Genomic DNA, 17398 nt, shown 5'->3' with positions numbered 1-17398 from the left:
CCGGCCCGCTCACGCCGGTTGCAGATGACCTCCCGGCGCCGGGAAGAAGCCGGTCTCGATGTAGTGCTCGAAATAGCGGCTGATGACGGCGGCGTCGACCGGCGGGAAATCGATCGGCAGCCCACGGAACACCTCCGCGGGCGCGCCCGCCTCGACCGAGGTGAGGACCGTGGCCGGGGTCGCCTTGGCCAGCACGGCCGCGTAGTTGCCGCTCAGGGCCGAGGCCCTGGCCAGGATGGGGTCGGCGTCGGGTTGTTCGGCGGCGGTGGTCAGGGTGCGACCGAATTCGAGCGGGTCGATGAACTCGAAGCGGTAGTCGCGGCGGCGGATCTCTTCGTAGACCAGGTGCAGCGGGACCTGGGAGCCAGCGGCGCGGTAGATATTGCCGAGGGCGGCGGGGTCCAGCGAGCGGCCGACGATGCCCGCGGCGACGTGGTCGACCGGGGCCATCTCGACGCCGATCGCGCGCACGTCGACGGCCACGCCGAGCACGAGCATGGCGCGCAGCATCGTCCACCAGGCGTCCTCGGCGGGCGCGGCGCCGCTGACCGAATCGCCGGTGATCAGGCCGGGCCGGTAGACGGCGATCGGGACACCCCGCTCGATCGCGATGTGCACGAGCTGTTCGGCCACCCACTTGGTCATCGCGTAGCCGGGCAGGCCGCCGGGAATGCCGCTGTCCTGCGGGATTCCGGCCAGCACCGACAGCGTCGAGACATAGTGGATCGGGGTGAGCCGCGCGGTGGTGGCCAGCCGCAGCACCTCGGTGGTGCCACCGACATTGGCCGCGCGCATCCGCCCATACGGTTCGAGATGGTTGACCAGCGCGCCGTTGTGATAGATCACGTCGATCCGCTCGGCCAGCTCGGCGAAGCGGTCCGGCTCGATCCCCAGCCCCGGCCGGGCCAGATCGCCGGGCACGCCGACGAGCCGGTGCCGAGCTCCGGACAGGTCGATGCCGTAGGTCGCGGCGGTGGTGACGACGCGGTCCACGGCGGTGGCGTCGTCGGCGGCGCGGACCAGGCAGTGGAGGGTGGCGCCGGTGCGGTCGAGCAGCTCGCGTAGCAGGAAGCTGCCCAGGAAGCCGGTGGCGCCGGTGAGCAGGATGTGTCGCGGCGCACCGGGACGCGCGGGGGCGCAGCCGGTGGGGTCGATCGCGGGGTCGAGGACGATGTCGGCGGCCGGGTCCGGTCCGGTGGCCGAGGCCGCGGACTCGTCGCGCACCGCCAGGGCCAGGTCGCTGACCAGCGGATAGCTGAACAGCAGGCGTAGCGGCACCTCGACGGCCAGCCGCCCGGTCAGCGCCGCGCGCACCCGGATGGCCGAGAGCGAGGTGCCGCCCAGGACGAAGAAGTCGTCGTCGCGGCCGACCCGGTCGAGTTCGAGGACATCGGCGAAGACCTCGGCGACGGCCCGTTCGTCGTCGGTGGCCGGGGCGGTGTAGGCGCGGACTTCCTGGGCGGGGGTGGGCAGCGCCTTGCGGTCGAGCTTGCCGGTGGCGCCGAGCGGGAACTCGCCGAGCACCAGCAGCCGGTGCGGAATCATGTAGGGCGGCAGCAGGTTCCGCACCGCGGCCAGCACCTCGGCGACGTCGACGACCGCGTGCGCGACCGGGACGACATACCCGACGAGCTGCTCGTGGCGCACCGCGACGGCCGCCCCGGCCACGGCCGGATGGGTGCGCAGCGCGGCCTCGATCTCGCCGGGCTCGATCCGCAGGCCGTGCAGTTTGAGCTGGACGTCGGTGCGGCCCAGGTAGGTCAGGTCGCCGGACGGGAGCCTGCGCACCAGGTCACCGGTGCGGTACATGCGTTCGCCGACCGGGCCGTAGGGATCGGCGACGAAACGTTCCATGGTCTTGTCCGGGCTGCCCAGATAGCCGCGGGCCAACTGGGCACCGGCCAGATACAGCTCACCGGGGGTGCCCAGCGGCACCGGCCGCAGCCGCGCGTCGAGGACGTAGGCGCGGGAGTTCCAGTGCGGGTGGCCGATCGGGACGACGCCCTCACCCACCTCGGTCACGTCGGCGCCGGTGATCGACACGGTGGCCTCGGTGGGGCCGTACAGGTTGTGCAGCCTGCCGGTGGTGGCGGCGGTGAACCGGTCGATCGTCGCGGTGGGCAGCGCCTCACCACCCACCCAGACCGCGCGCAGCGAGCCCAGCGCGCCCGCCGGGGCCGCGGCCAGCAGCATCTGGAGGACGGAGGGCACGATGGTGGTCCCGGTAACCCGGTGCCGGGCAACGATGTCCGCGAGATAGGCCGGGTCGGTGAGCCCGTGCGCGGCGGCAACGATCATGTGCGCGCCCGCGCGCAACGGCGCCGCGAAACCGATCATCGAGGCGTCGAAGGTGAACGGAATCGACTGCAGCACCACATCATCCGGGCCGACGCCGTACTCGCCCACCATGAACGCCGCCTGGTTGACGATCGCCGCGTGCGGCACGCCGACACCCTTGGGCTTGCCGGTCGAGCCGGAGGTGAAGATCACGTACGCCAGATCCAGGGTGCGCAGCGGCCGCAGCCGGTCGGCGTCGGTCAGCCACCGGGCCGGGAAGGCCGACAGCGCACCGGAATTCACCACCAGATCCACCGCGATGAGCGGCGTGCCGGTGACCTCGACGGCGTCGGTGGAGGTGGTCAGCACGCAGACCGGGCCCGCGACGGCCAGGATGTCGGCACGGCGCTCGGCCGGGGCGTCGGGGTCGATCGGCACGTAGGCGCCGCCCGCGGCGAACACCGCGTACATGGCCACCACCAGCTCCACCGATGGGCGGATCGCCACGCCGACGGTGCCGCCGGGGCCGACGCCGGTGGCCACCAGCAGCCGGGCCAGCCGGTTGACCCGGTCGGCCAGCGCCTCGTAGCTCAGGGTCAGATCGCCGAAGGTCACCGCGGGCGCGTCGGGGTGACGCAGGGCCCGCACCCGGAATTCGTCGAGCAGGGTGGCGTCCGGGATCAGCCGCACCTCCCCCGCGGGCTCGGCGCGCTCGGCCTCGACCAGCAGCGGCAGGTCACCGACGGGACGCCCGGGGGCCGCGACCGCCGCCGCGAGCAGCCCGGCCAGGCGCAGGCCGAGGGTGGCCATGGTCGACTCGTCGAACAGGTCGGTGGCATAGCGCCAGGAGCAGCGCAGCCCGGCGCCGTCCGCCTGTGGGACGACAGTGAGCTGCAGGTCGGTCGGGGCCACCTCGTCGCCGAGGTCGACCGCGGCGACGACCAGGTCGGGCAGTTCCAGCCGGGCGCCCGCGAAGTTCTGGAACGACAGCGCCACCTGGTACAGCGGGTGGTGGGCCTGCGAGCGCGGCGGATCCAGTTCGGCGACAAGCTGTTCGAAGGGCACGTCGGCGTGGGCGAAGGCGGCCAGGTCGGTCTCGCGGACCCGGTCCAGCAGGGCGGTGAAGGATTCGGCGGTGTCGACCCTGGTGCGCAGCACGACGGTGTTGACGAACATGCCGACCAGATCGTCGAGTTCGGGTTCGCCGCGCCCGGCGACCGGGGCGCCCACGGTGACGTCGTCGGTGCCCGCGACGCGGGCCAGCAGCACCGCCAGCGCGGCCCGCACCACCATGAACAGCGACGCGTTGTGTTCGCGCGCCAGGGTTTCCAGCCCGCGGTGCAGCTCGCCGTCGAGCACGAAGTGGTGCGCGGCGCCGCGGCTGCCCGCGACCGGCGGGCGGGGCCGGTCGGTGGGGAGTTCCAGCAGGGTGGGGGCACCGGCGAGTTCGGTGCGCCAGAAGTCCAACTGCCGGGCCAGCAGGGAGGCGGGATCGTCTGCGGCACCGAGGATCTCGCGCTGCCAGAGGGTGTAGTCGGCGTACTGGACCGGCAGCGGCTGCCACCGCGGGGCGCCGCCCCGGGCGCGGGCGCTGTAGGCGGTCACCAGGTCGCGGGTGAGCGGGCCGAGGGAGAAGCCGTCGGTGGCGATGTGGTGCACGACCACCGCGAGCACGTGTTCGGTGGTGCCGAGCTGGAACAGGGCCGCGCGCACCGGAACTCGCGCGCACAGGTCGAAGCCGCCGGTGGTCAGCCGGGCCAGTTCGGCGCGCAGGTCGGTCGGGTGGATCGGCCTGGACGTCAGGTCGAGCCCGGCCTCGGCCGTGGGCAGCACCCGCTGGTGGCCCGCGCCGTCGATCTCGGGGTACACCGTGCGCAGGACCTCGTGCCGGTCGAGCACGTCGTCGAGGGCGGCGGTGAGCGCGGCGGTGTCCAGCGGGCCGGACAGGCGCAGGGCGACCGGGATGTTGTAGGCGCTGGAACCGGGGTCCAGGCGGGCCAGGAACCACATGCGCTGCTGGGCCAGCGAGAGCGGCACCAGGGGGCCGCGCTCGCGGCGGGTCAGCGGGAGGCGGGCCGAGGCGGTGCCGGTCAGCTTATCGAGGGCGGCGGCCAGCTGGGCGACGGTGCCGTGTTCGAAGACGGTGCGGGCGGGCACCCGCAGGCCGGTGGCGGCGCCGAGGCGGCCCGCGAGCTGGGTGGCGAGCAGGGAATTGCCGCCCAGGGCGAAGAAATCGTCCTCGCGGCCGACCTCCCCCGCACCGAGCAGCTCGGTGAAGGTCGCGGCCACGGTGGTCTCGGTGGGGGTGCTCGGGGCGGTGAAGGCGCGGGCGGTGAGTTCGGGTGCGGGCAGGGCGCGGTGGTCGAGCTTGCCGACGGGGGTCAGCGGCAGCCGGTCGATGACGACGATCGCGGCGGGCACGGCGTGCTGGGGCAGCCGCTGCCCGGCGCGGCGGGTCAGCGCGGCGGTGTCGATGGTGGCGCCGGGCTCGGGGACGACATAGGCGACGAGGGCGTCGGCGCCGCTGGGCAGGGTGCGCACCAGGGTGGTCGCCGAGCGGACGGCCGCGTCGGCGGCGAGGACCGCGTCGATCTCGCCGAGTTCGATGCGGAAGCCGCGCAGCTTGACCTGCGCGTCGGTGCGGCCGAGGAAGGCCAGCTGGGTCGAGCCGTCGGCGGTGCGTTCCCATTTCACCAGGTCACCGGTGCGGTACAGGCGTCCGCCGGTGACCGGGTCGGCCACGAAGCGCGCGGCGGTGAGCCCGGCGCGGGCGTGATAGCCGCGGGCCAGGCCGGGGCCGGACAGATACAGCTCGCCGGGCACCCGGTCGGGGACGGGGCGCAGCCGGGCATCGAGGATCAGCGCGGTCATGCCGGGGATGGGGGCGCCGATGGTGATCAGGTCGCCGGGCGTGAGCGGGTCGCTGATCGAGGCCGCGACGGTGGTCTCGGTGGGGCCGTAGAGGTTGAAGAACTCGCGACCGGCCGACCAGCGGGCGATCAGGTCCGGCGGGCAGGCCTCGCCGCCGACCACGATGGCCGCCAGATCCGGCAGCGCCGACCCGTCGACCCCGGCCAGCGCGGCGGGGGTGATGAAGGCGTGGCTCACCCGCTCGGCGCGCAGCAGCTCGGCCAGTTCGTCGCCGCCGTAGATCTCCGGCGGGACGATCACCATGGTCGAGCTCGCGCCGATGGCCAGCAGCAGTTCCAGAATGCTCGCGTCGAAGCTGGGCGAGGCGAAGTGCAGGGTGCGCGCGGCGCCGGTGATGCCGAAGCGGCGGATCTGCTCGGCGCACAGCCCGGCCAGGCCGGTGTGGGTGACCGCGACGCCCTTGGGCACGCCGGTGGATCCGGAGGTGTAGATGACGTAGGCGATGTCGTCGGGGTAGAGCCTGCGGGTGCGGTCGGCGGCGAGCACCGGGGCGTCCGAGGTGGCGGCCAGCTCGGCGGCGTACTCGGCGGAATCCAGGGCGAGCCAGCGCAATCCGGCATCCAGGCGGGCGGCGTCGGCGGCGGTGGCCACGCCGAAACCCGCGCCGGAATCGGTGAGCATGTGCGCCACCCGTTCGGCCGGGTAGCGCGGGTCGACGGGGACGAAGGCGGCACCGGTCTTGGCCACCGCCCACACCGCGACGACGGCCTCGATCGAGCGGGTCAGCGCGAGCACCACCCGGTCACCGGGGCCAACTCCGCGCCCGATCAGCACGCGGGCCAGCTGCGAGGACCGCTGGTCGAGTTCGGTGTAGGTGAGCCCGTGACCCGCGAAGCGCAGCGCGGTCGCGTCGGGGGCGCGTTCGACGGCGGCCAGCAGCAGCCTGGGCAGGGTGGACACCGGCGTGCGGCGGCCGCGGCGTGCGGCGGGACGGCGTACGCCAGAAGCTTGCTCGGTCACCGGTTATCGATTCCCTTCACCTCGGATCACCCTGCCCGTCGTCCGGTCGGACTCTCGGCTACACGGGGGTATCGGCGAAAACCTGCGGGACGGTACGGCAAATATGTCATCAATCACCGTCCAGCGGCAATCCGAATGTTTCGGAGTATCGATGAGTGGGTATAGCCGACTGCCCGGTTTGTTATCCGGGCCATACGCAGGACATTCACGCGCACGGCTCCCCTCGGCCGGACACCGCCTTTTCACATTCGGGACCGACCACGCCGAGCGGCGCCGACCAGCGCATCCTCAGGGAAAGATGCCCATCGACGCCACATCCCGGAGGCCGCGACCGCGACCCCCGGGATGTACAAAACGAACATAACTGATTACCAGCGAGTAGCCATCACGGTTCGGCGAACCGGTGCCCGCTCCCCCACCGACGGATCCTGTACCCGGGTGGTGCTGGACGCGATCCACTCGGTGTCGGCCAGGCCGTGGCGCGAGGTGTCGGCGCCGCGCACGGCGGCCGTGCAGCGCCGGGCCAGTTCCCGGCGGTCGGTGCCGGGGTGCTCCTGAGGTTCCAGGACGATCTCCACGGTCATGCCCCTACTACGCAGCACGCGCTTGGCGGAATCGCCGAAGGTGTCGGTGCCGACGAAAGCCGGGACGGTGCAGGGCATTCCGTCGCGGTCGAGGTAGCGCACCCGTACCGGCTGCACCGGGGTGCCGGTGTCGACGGCGGCCTGGAACAGCGCCGGGCGCAGCGAACCGTAGGCGCGGCCGCACCAGGTGGTGCCCTCAGGGAATACCGCGACCCGCTGGCCGGTGCCCAGCCGCCGGGCCACCTGCTCGACCACGCCCGGCAGTTCCCGCAGCCGGGCGCGCTCGATCGGGATCACCCGGGTGAGCCGGGCCAGCCCGCCCAGCACCGGCCAGTCGACCATGTCGGCCCTGGCGACGAAGCCGACCGGCTGCACGGCGGCCAGCGCGACCACATCGGCCCAGCCGATGTGCCCGGCCACCACCAGCACACCGGTGTCCGGGGCGGCGAAGCCGTCACCGCCGCCGGGACGGTTGTCGACGATCCGCAGCCGCAGGCCGAGGCAGCGCAGCGCGACCCGCGCGTAGCGGCGCTGCATCCGCTCCCGCCGGGCCCTCGGCGTGGCCACGGTGAGCACGGGGAAGCTCAGGACCAGCCCGACCACACCGGCCAGCCGGGCCAGCGTGTGGGCGGTGCCGACCTGATCGGTCGGCGTGATGCAGGCGGGCCCGCAGGGGCTCGACGGCATCCACGAATGCGAGGCGATGGCGGGCGGCGCGTCGAACACCATGGCGGTTACTTCCCGTCGAAATTGGCGGCCGCGCTCTGCAACCGCTCCAGGTACCGGGTGTTGATGGTTTCCATGCCGAGCAGGGCGACGAAGTCGGCGACCGCGAAATCGGGGTCGTGCGCCGGTTCGCCGCAGATCTCGGCACCCAGGCGCAGATAGCCGCGTAACAGCGGCGGCAGCTTGGGGCGGCTCGGCGGGGTGAGGTCGTCGAGGGCGACACCGTCGACGACGACCGGACGGTACGGGTGCACCCGGCGCTCCGGATCGCAGGCGTGGCGGCCGAGCAGCAGGTCGCGCACGCCGCGCACATTGACCCCGGCCGGGTCCTGCGGGGTGTCCCGCATGGGCACCGAGACGCAGCCCATCACCCAGTCGTAGCCGGTGAGCTGGATGTAATGCAGGATGCCCGCCCACATGAGGGTGAGCACCGAGCCGTTGCGGTGGTCGGGCACCACGCAGGCCCGGCCCATCTCGACGATCCGGTGACCGGTCGGGTCGAGCTGGGTGAGGTCGAATTCGGTGGCGGTGTAGTACCCGCCCGCGGCGGCGACCTTGTCCGGCGGGAGCATGCGGTAGCAGCCGACGAACTGCTGGGTGAACTCGTCACGCACCAGCAGGTGGTCGCAGTGTTCGTCGAAACGGTCCGCGTCGCGGCCGGTGCCGTCGTCGGGGATGACGAAGCCCGGTTCGTTGGCGAACACCTGATAGCGCAGACGCTGCGCGGCCTCGCGGTGTTCGGCGTCCGAGGCCACCACCAGCGAGTACTGAGACTTCTCCACCCCTGTGCCCGTCGGACGAGCGGGCGCCGACAGTACTGACGTAATAGTCATACCGCTGATGAAGCCAGCCCGAATCGGCATCGGGCTGACCGCGAAGTGTCGCCGCGATGCCGACTCGGTGAACGAGACCTCGGTCATACCGGCCGTTCACCGAACGGTCTCGAAACGTTCGCCGACCTGCGGGATTGCCGTCGAACACGACGACCCGCCGCGGGGTGCGGCGGGTCGTCGGTGGGGTGCGTCAGACGGTGGCGGGCTCGCGGGCGGGCGAGTCGTCCTCGGTGCGCGCCGGGGCCTGCTCGGCCTCGGCCTTCGGGGTGTCTTCCGGGGCCTGGATCGCGGCCGGAGCCGGGGTGGTGTCGGCGAAGCCCGGGCGGGCGGTGCCGATGAAGGCGACCAGCCACGAGGCCACCGCCGCGAACCGGTTGCGGAAGCCCACCAGGTACAGCAGGTGCACGGCCAGCCACATGGTCCAGGCGATGGTGCCGCGGAAGGTGATCTTCTCGTTGAGCTTCACCACCGCGCTGAAGCGGCTGATCACGGCCATGCTGCCCTTGTCCCAGTAGACGAACGGCGTGCCCGCGGGCTTCTTGCGGCGGATGATGTCGGCGGCGTGGCGGCCCTCCTGCATGGCCACCGGCGACTGGCCGGGGTAGCCGTTGAGCGAGGTCATGTCGCCGATGGCGTAGATGTCGGCGTGGCCGCCGACGGTCAGGTCGGGGTTGATCAGCAGGCGGCCCGCGCGGTCGGTCTCGGCGCCGGTGGCCTCGGCCAGCAGCTTCGCGAATCCGCCGACCTGCACGCCCGCCGACCACACCACGGTCTCGGCGGCGATGCGGCGCTCGATGCCCTCCTTGTCGCGGACGGTCACCTTGCCTTCCTCGATATCGGTGACGAAGGTGCCCAGCAGCACCTCGACGCCGCTGTCGGTCAGCGAGCGCTTGGCGTACTCCGACAGGCCGCCACCGAAGGGCGGCAGCACCTCGCCCGCGCCCTCGACCAGGGTCACCGAGACCGGCTGGTGGAAGTGCCGCTTGGCGAGTTCCTTGATCTGGCCCGCGACCTCGACACCGGTCGCACCGGCACCGACGACCACGAAGCTGAGCAGCTTGCGCCGGGTCACCTCGTCGACGTGCTCGGCTTCGGCGAAGACGCGGGCGATCTGGGCGCGCAGGCGCTGGGCGTCGTCGATGGTCTTGAGCGAATAGGTCTTCTCGGCGAAGTCGTCGCGGCCGAAGTAGCTCTGGCTGGCGCCGGTGGCGGCGATGAGCGAGCTGTAGCCGATCTGGCGGGTGCCCTCGGCGGTCTCATAGGTGAGCACGGCGGCGTCGGCGTCGATCGCGGTGACCTTGCCCAGGCGCACGTCGGCGGTGGGCACGCGGCGCAGTACGTTCTTGATCGGCGGGGCGATCTCGTCGGCGGTGAGGACGCCGGTGGCCACCTGGTACAGCAGCGGCTGGAACAGGTGCTCGGGCGTGCTCGAGATCAGGACGTAGTTGATTCGTGACTTGGCCAGCTGCTTCGCCGCGGCCAGCCCGCCGAAGCCCGAGCCGACGATGACGACATCTGTGTGTTCCATGATCACAACGCTCCAAGATCGGTAATGAGTCCTTTCCTATGAGTAAACGCGATGCGGAATGAAGATGTTTCCACTGCCTGGGCGCATACTGGAGATCACTCTTATCTGCATAACTAATGAATGGGAGCTACCTGGTGGAACTGCGTCAACTGGCCTACTTCGTCGCGGTGTGTGAGGAGCTCAGTTTCAGCCGCGCTGCCAACCGCTGCTTCATCTCCCAGTCCGCGATCAGCCATCAGATCGCGAGACTGGAACGTGATCTGGGCGCCCAGCTGTTCGAGCGCACGACCCGCGCGGTGGTGCCCACCGACGCCACCCTGCGGCTGCTGCCGCTGGCCAAACAGATGCTGAGCCTGGAGTCGGCCATCCGGGCCGCCGTGCGCACCACCGGGCCGCGGGTGCGGCTGGCCGCGAACATGTCCTTCGCCGCGCCCTCGCTCTCGGCCATCGCCGCCGCCCGCGCCGCGCACCCCGACGCCGAGATCGAGTACGTGATCAAGCCGTTCCGGCAGCGGATCAACGCCGTCGCCGACGGGGACTGCGATCTGGCGCTGATCCGCGGCAGCGTGGACCAGCCCGGGCTGGCGGTGGAGCAGCTGTGGGTGGAGGACCTGGTGATCGCCATCTCCAGCAGCCATCCGCTGGCCGAACGCGGCGCCGTCACCCTCGCCGACCTGGCCCCCTACCCACTGCTGCTGCCCCCCGAACAGGAACAGGTGCTGCTGCACACCCTGATCCGCTCGGCCTTCGCCGACCTCCCCACCGGCCCCACCTACGGCCCGCCGATCCCGCCCGACCACACCGCCACCATGGAGCTGCTCAACCGCCCCGAATCCTGGACGATCCTCTACGAGGGCCCCACCAAGGGCCTGCTCACCCTGGACCTCACCGACCACCGCCTACGTATCCCGGTCTCGGCGGTGCTGCGCGAGGAGGCCCGGCAGAACACCATCGTCAACACGCTGCTCGACGCGTTGCGGAGAAGATGACACCGGGCGCACCCCGCGCGTTCAGCAGCGGCGTGGGTTGTGCGGACCTATTCCGCGCCGATGGGAGTGCTGCCCGCGCGGTCACCAGCGCTGGGTACGCAGGGCTTTGCGGTAGCTGATCCAGCGGCCGGTGGTCGTGGAGGCCGCGCAGGCGACCAGGCTCGCCGCGAGGACGAACACCGCCGCGCTGATCGCGGTGCCGACATACTCCGACTGCACCGTCAGCACGATCACCATGATCAACGCGAACACAGCCACGATGACCGCCGTGAAGATCGTCAGGACACGGCCGGTGGTCCGCGCCAGCAGCAACAGCAGACCGCCACTGCCGGTGAAGGCGACGATCGCGATGAGCACGGCGATGGCGATGAACGAGCCGGTGGGGTCGTCGCCTCGGTCGATCTCCTTCAGCGTCTCGGTGATGCCGTAGATCAGGAATGCGAAGATGCCCAGACTGATCAGCAAGGTGACCGAACCGGCGAAGATCGCCCCGGCCTTGCTCGGCTCCGGACCGAGACTCGCCTGCTGCCAAGGGTTTCCGTGTGCCCACGGCCTCTGCACATCACCGACCGGAACACCGTATTCCGGCTGCGGCCACATCGGCTGCTGCCGACCCTGGCCGTGCGCGCCATACGGTCGCGCCGTGCCACTCTGCTGCGCGTGCTCGCCGGAACCCTGGTGCTGCGGCGACCGCCCTTCGGCTGCCTGCTGCGCATGCTCACCGGAGCCGTGAGGCTGGCCGCCGGTTCCCGGCTGCCCGCTGGAGCCATGCGGTGTGGCCCCGGCCCACGGTTGTCCACCCGCGCCGTGCTGCTGCGCGCCCCCGGCCCACGACTGCCCCGGCACGGCGTGCTCACCGGAACCGTGCGCCCGCGCCGGACCGCTCCACGGCTGGAACATCGGCGGTGCGGCGATGTGCTTGCCTTCCAGCGCATCCCGGACGGCGTCGGTGAATTCGGTGGCGCTGCCGAAACGTTCGTCGCGGCGTTTGGCCATCGCGCGGGCGATCACCCCGTCGAGCGCGGGCGGCAGGTCGGTTCGGCTGGCGCTGAGGCGGGGAACCGGTTGGGAGAGGTGGCCCATGACCGCCTGGCCGGGGTTGGTCGAGGCGTACGGCGGGTGCCCGGCGTAGAGGGCGAACAGCGTGCAGGCCAGGGAGTACTGGTCGCTGCGGTGGTCGACGACCTCGCCGGAGAGCTGTTCGGGTGAGGCGTAGGCGATGGTGGCGGTGAAGGTGCCGGTGGCGGTGAGCTGGGTGGCGGCGGTGGTCACCCGGGCGATGCCGAAATCGGTGAGGACGGCGCGCTGCTGGAGGCCGTGGTCGGGCTCGGCGATCAGGATATTGCCCGGTTTGACGTCGCGGTGCAGGATGCCGTGCTGGTTGGCGTAGTCGAGGGCCGCGCCGGTCTCCCCGATCAGCCGCGCGGTGACACCCGGTTCGTGCGCCCGCGAATCCCAGGTGGCGGCGTCGGTGCCGCGGATGAACTGCATGGCGATCCACAGGTAGCCGTCGTCGCTGCCCCGATCGAACACCCCGACGATGCCCGGATGATCCAGTTGCGCGACGACATCGGCTTCCTGCTCGAAGCGCCGCTGGAGTTCCCGGTCGCCGGAGAACTCGCGATTGAGCAGTTTCAGCGCCACACTGCGCGGCAGGCGGGGATGCTGGGCGAGGTACACCGTGCCCATACCGCCTTGACCGAGCACGCGTTCCAGGCGGTATCCGGCGAAGCTCGCCCCCACATCCAGCACCATCAGTCCCTTCCGTCCCCCGGTTCGCCGCCCGACGTTACCCGCCGTGCCACGCTCAGACGAACCTGTCGATGAGCTCGAACCCGTCGGCCCTGACCCGGTGCCGCTGCCCGGACCCGCCCACCACCCGGCACGAACTCTCGACGAGCAGTTCGTCGGTGACATCGGGATCGAACCGGATCGAGAATCCGCCGTACATGCCCGGAATCGGGCACCACAGCACGGCATCCGGGTATTCGAGCAGCGGGCCCACCGGCGGGGTACGGAACCGGCTCTTGGCGCACAGGTCGAACGCGCGGCCGAAAATGACGGCCCGCACCTGACATTCGAGTTGGGCCAGGGTGCTCGCGGACACCTCGCGCAGCAGTTCCGGCTCGAGCAGGACCGCGAGGTGGTCGTGGCCGCGCGCGGCAGCGATGTCGGCGGCGGTTTCCCCGTCGGTGGTGCGCAGGGTCCGCCAGGCACCGAAAGCCAACAGCCGCTTGACGATCGGCTCCGGCGCCCCCTGATACGCCGCCTGGTGCAGCGGAGCGAAACGCGACCAGCCGCCCAGCCGCGGCAGATTCACGCGGCCCCCGCTCGCGATCAGTTCGAAGACGACATCCCATTTCCCGGCCCGCGCCGCGTCGGCGAGCCGGTCCCGGCGTTCGCCTTCCTCCTCGCGCAGCATCGAGCGCCGCCCGGTTCCCTCCCATGTCAACTGCATGTCCGCAGCCTAGTCAGCGCGCCGGGCCCGTTCAGGCGAAGGGCAGGTCGGCGAGGGCGTAGGCGACGGCGGTGTGCAAGGCCAGCATGGCGGGATCGTCGTCCTCGACCGCCCAGGTCATCTCCTCGACGACCCGGATCAGCGCCCAGCCCCGCGCCCGGGCGGGATCGACGGCCAGGGCCGTGGCGGTGGCGTCCACGACCGCGTCCGCGTGCGCACGGGTCGGGCAGGACTGCACCTGGATCATCAGCAGGAACCCGGCGTCGAAGGCGGCCTCGCCGAGGCAGGGCTTGGGATCGATGAGCAGCCACGGTTCCCGTTCGGCGGCAACGATATTGCCGAGATGGGTGTCGCGATTGACGATGAGCGGGGGCCCGTCGAAGGTGGCCAGTTCGGTGCACCAGTGCTCCACTCGCGCGCGCAACGGATCCGAGATCAACGGCGCCAGAGCCGGATCCGCGAGTCGCGCACGCAGCCCCACGATCAGATCGGTCGCGCGGGGCAGCGGCGGAAACGTCGGCGGCGCCGCGGGCAACGGCCGCCGCAACCGCCGGTAGAGCGAACAGGCCAGCGCCACCTTCTCGGCGTTCTCGGGCCGACCCTCCAGACTCGGAAAACCGGGCTGGGTCAGCAATGCCCTTCCCGGCTCGGCACATTCGAGCAGCATCGCCCCACTGCCGGGATCGTATTCGAGCAGCCGCACCGCCCCATCCCCGTCATAGGCGTACAGCGCCGTCGCCTCCGCGACGTTCTCCTCGTCGACCACCGGCACCTTCACCACCACCAGTGACCGATCGCTCCGGAACACCGGTGCCACATACGCGTGCGTCCCCCCGCGATAAGGCCCGTGGAAAATGTGCAACCCCCACCGAGCCTTCAAGCCGTCCACCACCCCGGGCAGCTCCGCGATCCACCGCTCCCCCTCGACCCCGAACACCTCCCGCACGTTCTCCTCGACCTCGGAATTCAGCACCACCCCGAACCGCCCCAACGACATTCCCCCACCCTGTCGACCCACCTCCGCCCCGTCAACCGACTTCCCGCCGCATCGTCACCGACGAGGCCGCCGTCCTCGGGAAGCCGTGACCGCGCCGGGCGGAGGTGGGGCGCCGGGTGTTAGCCCAGGCCGATCGGGTTGCAGGGGGCCGCGCTGGAGCCGAGGAGGTTGCAGGACAGGAGGTGGGCGCCGAAGAGGGCAACGAGGGCCCCGACCTGGGCGGCGTCGACGAGGGCGCTGCCGGTGTCGGTGGAGCCGCTCTGGGCGGTGGGTGCCGCGGTGGCGATGCCGCTGCCGCCCGTTGCCAAGGCTGCCACCAGCAGGCCCGCCGTCAGTGTTCTGCGCATCCGAATCCTCGCTTTCCGCGGCGCCCGCGCGCCGTCGCGAACATTCTGAAACAGATTCAGTTCATAGTTTCGGAAACGGGTGCCCCGAGATTCGGGGGCTCATGCCGAACCGGACAGTGTCAGAAGGTCAGTGCGGACCAGGGGATCTCGATCGTGAAGGGGTACGGGAAGGAAATTCCTGTCGCGGATTCGGGTGTCCACTCGCCCGCCAGCAGGTAGTTCGCGTTGCGCAGTGGTCGCACGCCGGGCGGTAGTTCGGCGTGACCGGTCTCGAGGATGGATACCCGCAGTGCGGCGATGCCGGTGAGATCGCGCCTCAGCTCGACCTCCCAGTACGACGGGATACCCACCCCCGCATAGCGGGCTTTCTTCGCTTCGATCTCGGAGGGCGTATTCGAGGGCGACAGCACCTCACCGACCAGAACGGTATCAGTGGCGCGCACGTCCGCCCCTGGCTCCAGGCAGCGATGTACGAGGAAATCCGGGGTGACGCAGTCGGATTTCCCGGTGTGGCCGAAGAAGACGTTCGTCGCCAGATTGACCCGCCAGCAGCGGTGCGGGTCCACAGCTCCCCGCTGTCGAGCGCAGCGTTCGAGCTCGTTGGTCAGGCGACGCATGGCCGTCTGATGTTCGCCCGGCCCACGCCGCAACCAGACCACGCGCCCTTCCCACAGCTCGATCCGGGCGGCGAGTTCTTCGGGTAGCGCTTCCAGTTCCTCCCAGGTCATCGACTCGGGAAGATCGGGGCGATCGACGCTCGGCATGGCCATGCGCTCATGCTACGCACCCGCATCCAGCGCCTACGCCGCAACTCACGCGGCGGAAAGGCCGAACGGCCCGGCTCTCCGGGACGGAGAGCCGGGCCGTTCGTACAGCGTGGAGACGGTGTCAGCCCTTGTGGGCCTTCACGGCGTCGGTCAGCTGCGGGGCGACGTTGAACAGGTCGCCCACGATGCCGTAGTCGGCGATCTCGAAGATGGGAGCCTCTTCGTCCTTGTTGACCGCGACGATGGTCTTCGAGGTCTGCATGCCGGCGCGGTGCTGGATGGCGCCGGAGATGCCGAGGGCGACGTAGAGCTGCGGGGAGACCGTCTTACCGGTCTGACCCACCTGGAACTGGCCCGGGTAGTAGCCCGAGTCGACCGCGGCGCGCGAGGCGCCGACGGCGGCACCGAGCGAGTCGGCCAGCGCCTCGACGACCGCGAAGTTGTCGGCCGAGCCGACACCACGGCCACCGGAGACGACGATGCTCGCCTCGGTGAGCTCCGGACGGTCGCCGCCCACGATCGGCTCCCGCGAGACGACCTTGACGACGCCCTCTTCCTGCGCGGGCACGGCCACGGCGACCTGCTCGCCGGCACCGGCCTGCGGGGCGGCCTCGATGGCACCCGGACGGATCGAGATCACCGGCACGTCGCCGGTGGCCTTGGCCTCGACGGTGAACGCGCCACCGAAGATGGAGCCCAGCACCGAACCGTCGGCGTTGACGCCGATCATGTCGACGAGCAGACCGGAGCCGATGCGCGCGGCGAGGCGGCCCGACACCTCCTTGCCCTCGGCGGTGGCGGCGACCAGCACGGCGGCCGGGGCGGCGGACTCGACCAGACCGGCGAGGACGTCGACCTTCGGGGTCACCAGGAAGCCCTCGACCTCGTCACCCTCGGCGACGTAGATCTTCTCGGCGCCCGCGGCGGCCAGCGCGGAGGCCAGCTTCTCGGCGGTACCGGCCGGGCCGGTCACGACGGCGGCGGGCTCACCCAGGGTGCGGGCGGCGGTGAGCAGTTCGGTGCTGACCTTCTTGACGGCACCGTCGGCGTGCTCGACGAGCACAAGTACTTCAGCCATTGTTCTTTCTCCTTGGAAGTCTCGGACGGGCCGGGATCAGATGATCTTCTGACCGATGAGGTAGGTGGCGATCTGGTTGCCGCCCTCGCCCTCGTCCGCGATCTTCTCGCCCGCGGTGCGGGCAGGCTTCGGGGTGGCACCGGTGACCTGGGTACCGGCGTTGGCGACGCCCACGGTCGACGGGTCGATGCCCAGATCGGCCAGGGTGAAGACCTGAACTTCCTTCTTCTTCGCGGCCATGATGCCCTTGAAGGACGGGAAGCGCGGCTCGTTGATCTTCTCGGTGACCGAGACGATGGCGGGCAGGTTCGCCTCGAGCTTGAACACGCCCTCGTCGGTCTCGCGCTCGCCGGTGATCTTGTCGCCGTCGACGGTCAGCTTGCGCAGGTGCGTCAGCTGCGGGATGCCCAGGTACTCGGCGATGATCGCGGGGACCGCACCGGCGCGACCGTCGGTGGCCTCGTTACCGGCGATGACCAGCTCGACACCCTCGACCTGGCCCAGCGCACCGGCCAGCACCCACGCGGTCTGCACGGCGTCGGAGCCGTGGATCGCCGGGTCGTTGATGTGGATGGCCTTGTCGGCACCCATGGACAGCGCCTTGCGGATGGCCTCGGTGGCGCGATCCGGACCGGCGGACAGCACGGTGACCTCGCCGCCCTGCGCCTCCTTGATCAGCAGCGCTTCCTCGACGGCGCGCTCGTTGATCTCGTCGAGGACGGCGTCGGCGGCCTCGCGGTCGAGGGTGTAGTCACCATCGGTCAGCTTGCGCTCGGACCAGGTGTCGGGAACCTGCTTGATGAGTACGACGATGTTCGGCATCGGTCTTCGTCGACCTCCTTCTGGGACACGTGTGTGGTGGCCGCACGAGCGGAGCCGTACGTCCGGGTGAGAAATAGCTCAGGGCGGAACACTACCCCAAA

General features: G+C 71.0%; 12 protein-coding genes. 1 reads left to right on the top strand and 11 read right to left on the bottom strand.

The window, feature by feature from the left end; genetic code table 11:
• Positions 1 to 9: 9 nt before the first annotated feature.
• From WA675_RS01660 to WA675_RS01645, 4 genes are all read right to left on the bottom strand, one after another.
• Positions 10 to 6168, bottom strand: a complete 6159-nt coding sequence (locus tag WA675_RS01660) for a non-ribosomal peptide synthetase (protein WP_336081265.1) — start codon at positions 6166 to 6168, stop codon at positions 10 to 12.
• A gap of 368 nt (positions 6169 to 6536) precedes the next feature.
• Entirely contained in the window at positions 6537 to 7481 is a 945-nt protein-coding gene (locus tag WA675_RS01655) for a lysophospholipid acyltransferase family protein (protein WP_336081264.1), read from the bottom strand.
• Positions 7482 to 7486: 5 nt separating this feature from the next.
• A complete protein-coding gene (locus tag WA675_RS01650) occupies positions 7487 to 8311 on the bottom strand; it encodes a GNAT family N-acetyltransferase (protein ID WP_336081263.1) in 825 nt (274 codons plus the stop codon).
• Between the two features lie 190 nt (positions 8312 to 8501).
• Positions 8502 to 9839: an NAD(P)/FAD-dependent oxidoreductase gene (locus tag WA675_RS01645; protein ID WP_336081261.1), complete on the bottom strand. Its 1338-nt coding sequence runs from the start codon at positions 9837 to 9839 to the stop codon at positions 8502 to 8504.
• A 134-nt stretch (positions 9840 to 9973) separates the two neighbouring features.
• On the opposite strand from WA675_RS01645, the gene WA675_RS01640 reads away from it, so the two are divergent.
• The gene (locus WA675_RS01640) at positions 9974 to 10828 is read left to right on the top strand and encodes a LysR family transcriptional regulator (protein ID WP_336081260.1); all 855 of its coding nucleotides are present in this window, start codon (positions 9974 to 9976) and stop codon (positions 10826 to 10828) included.
• An 81-nt stretch (positions 10829 to 10909) separates the two neighbouring features.
• Here the strand turns inward: WA675_RS01640 and WA675_RS01635 are convergent, their stop codons facing one another.
• From WA675_RS01635 to WA675_RS01605, 7 genes are all read right to left on the bottom strand, one after another.
• Complete coding sequence (locus WA675_RS01635; RefSeq protein ID WP_336081258.1) at positions 10910 to 12583, bottom strand: serine/threonine-protein kinase; 1674 nt, start codon at positions 12581 to 12583, stop codon at positions 10910 to 10912.
• A 52-nt stretch (positions 12584 to 12635) separates the two neighbouring features.
• Complete coding sequence (locus tag WA675_RS01630) at positions 12636 to 13286, bottom strand: ankyrin repeat domain-containing protein (RefSeq protein WP_336081257.1); 651 nt, start codon at positions 13284 to 13286, stop codon at positions 12636 to 12638.
• A 31-nt stretch (positions 13287 to 13317) separates the two neighbouring features.
• Positions 13318 to 14283: an aminoglycoside phosphotransferase family protein gene (locus tag WA675_RS01625; RefSeq protein WP_336081256.1), complete on the bottom strand. Its 966-nt coding sequence runs from the start codon at positions 14281 to 14283 to the stop codon at positions 13318 to 13320.
• 119 nt (positions 14284 to 14402) lie between these two features.
• A complete protein-coding gene (locus tag WA675_RS01620) occupies positions 14403 to 14630 on the bottom strand; it encodes a hypothetical protein (RefSeq protein WP_336081255.1) in 228 nt (75 codons plus the stop codon).
• A gap of 119 nt (positions 14631 to 14749) precedes the next feature.
• Positions 14750 to 15400, bottom strand: coding sequence for a Uma2 family endonuclease (locus WA675_RS01615; protein WP_336081254.1), 651 nt, complete (start codon positions 15398 to 15400; stop codon positions 14750 to 14752).
• A gap of 118 nt (positions 15401 to 15518) precedes the next feature.
• Complete coding sequence (locus WA675_RS01610) at positions 15519 to 16475, bottom strand: electron transfer flavoprotein subunit alpha/FixB family protein (protein ID WP_336081253.1); 957 nt, start codon at positions 16473 to 16475, stop codon at positions 15519 to 15521.
• Between the two features lie 36 nt (positions 16476 to 16511).
• Complete coding sequence (locus tag WA675_RS01605; protein WP_336081252.1) at positions 16512 to 17297, bottom strand: electron transfer flavoprotein subunit beta/FixA family protein; 786 nt, start codon at positions 17295 to 17297, stop codon at positions 16512 to 16514.
• Positions 17298 to 17398: the final 101 nt, after the last annotated feature.

This window comes from Nocardia sp. SSK8 (assembly GCF_037034205.1).
Taxonomy (GTDB): domain Bacteria; phylum Actinomycetota; class Actinomycetes; order Mycobacteriales; family Mycobacteriaceae; genus Nocardia.
Note: the sequence above shows the minus strand (reverse complement) of the source record. Positions and strands in the feature narration are given on the sequence as shown.

Coding starts and splice junctions, on each gene's coding strand:
- WA675_RS01610 (WP_336081253.1), bottom strand. CDS start 16,475: ATGGCTGAAGTACTTGTGCTCGTCGAGCACGCCGACGGTGCCGTCAAG.
- WA675_RS01650 (WP_336081263.1), bottom strand. CDS start 8,311: ATGACTATTACGTCAGTACTGTCGGCGCCCGCTCGTCCGACGGGCACA.
- WA675_RS01635 (WP_336081258.1), bottom strand. CDS start 12,583: ATGGTGCTGGATGTGGGGGCGAGCTTCGCCGGATACCGCCTGGAACGC.
- WA675_RS01615 (WP_336081254.1), bottom strand. CDS start 15,400: ATGGCCATGCCGAGCGTCGATCGCCCCGATCTTCCCGAGTCGATGACC.
- WA675_RS01655 (WP_336081264.1), bottom strand. CDS start 7,481: ATGGTGTTCGACGCGCCGCCCGCCATCGCCTCGCATTCGTGGATGCCG.
- WA675_RS01625 (WP_336081256.1), bottom strand. CDS start 14,283: ATGTCGTTGGGGCGGTTCGGGGTGGTGCTGAATTCCGAGGTCGAGGAG.
- WA675_RS01645 (WP_336081261.1), bottom strand. CDS start 9,839: ATGGAACACACAGATGTCGTCATCGTCGGCTCGGGCTTCGGCGGGCTG.
- WA675_RS01620 (WP_336081255.1), bottom strand. CDS start 14,630: ATGCGCAGAACACTGACGGCGGGCCTGCTGGTGGCAGCCTTGGCAACG.
- WA675_RS01605 (WP_336081252.1), bottom strand. CDS start 17,297: ATGCCGAACATCGTCGTACTCATCAAGCAGGTTCCCGACACCTGGTCC.
- WA675_RS01630 (WP_336081257.1), bottom strand. CDS start 13,286: ATGCAGTTGACATGGGAGGGAACCGGGCGGCGCTCGATGCTGCGCGAG.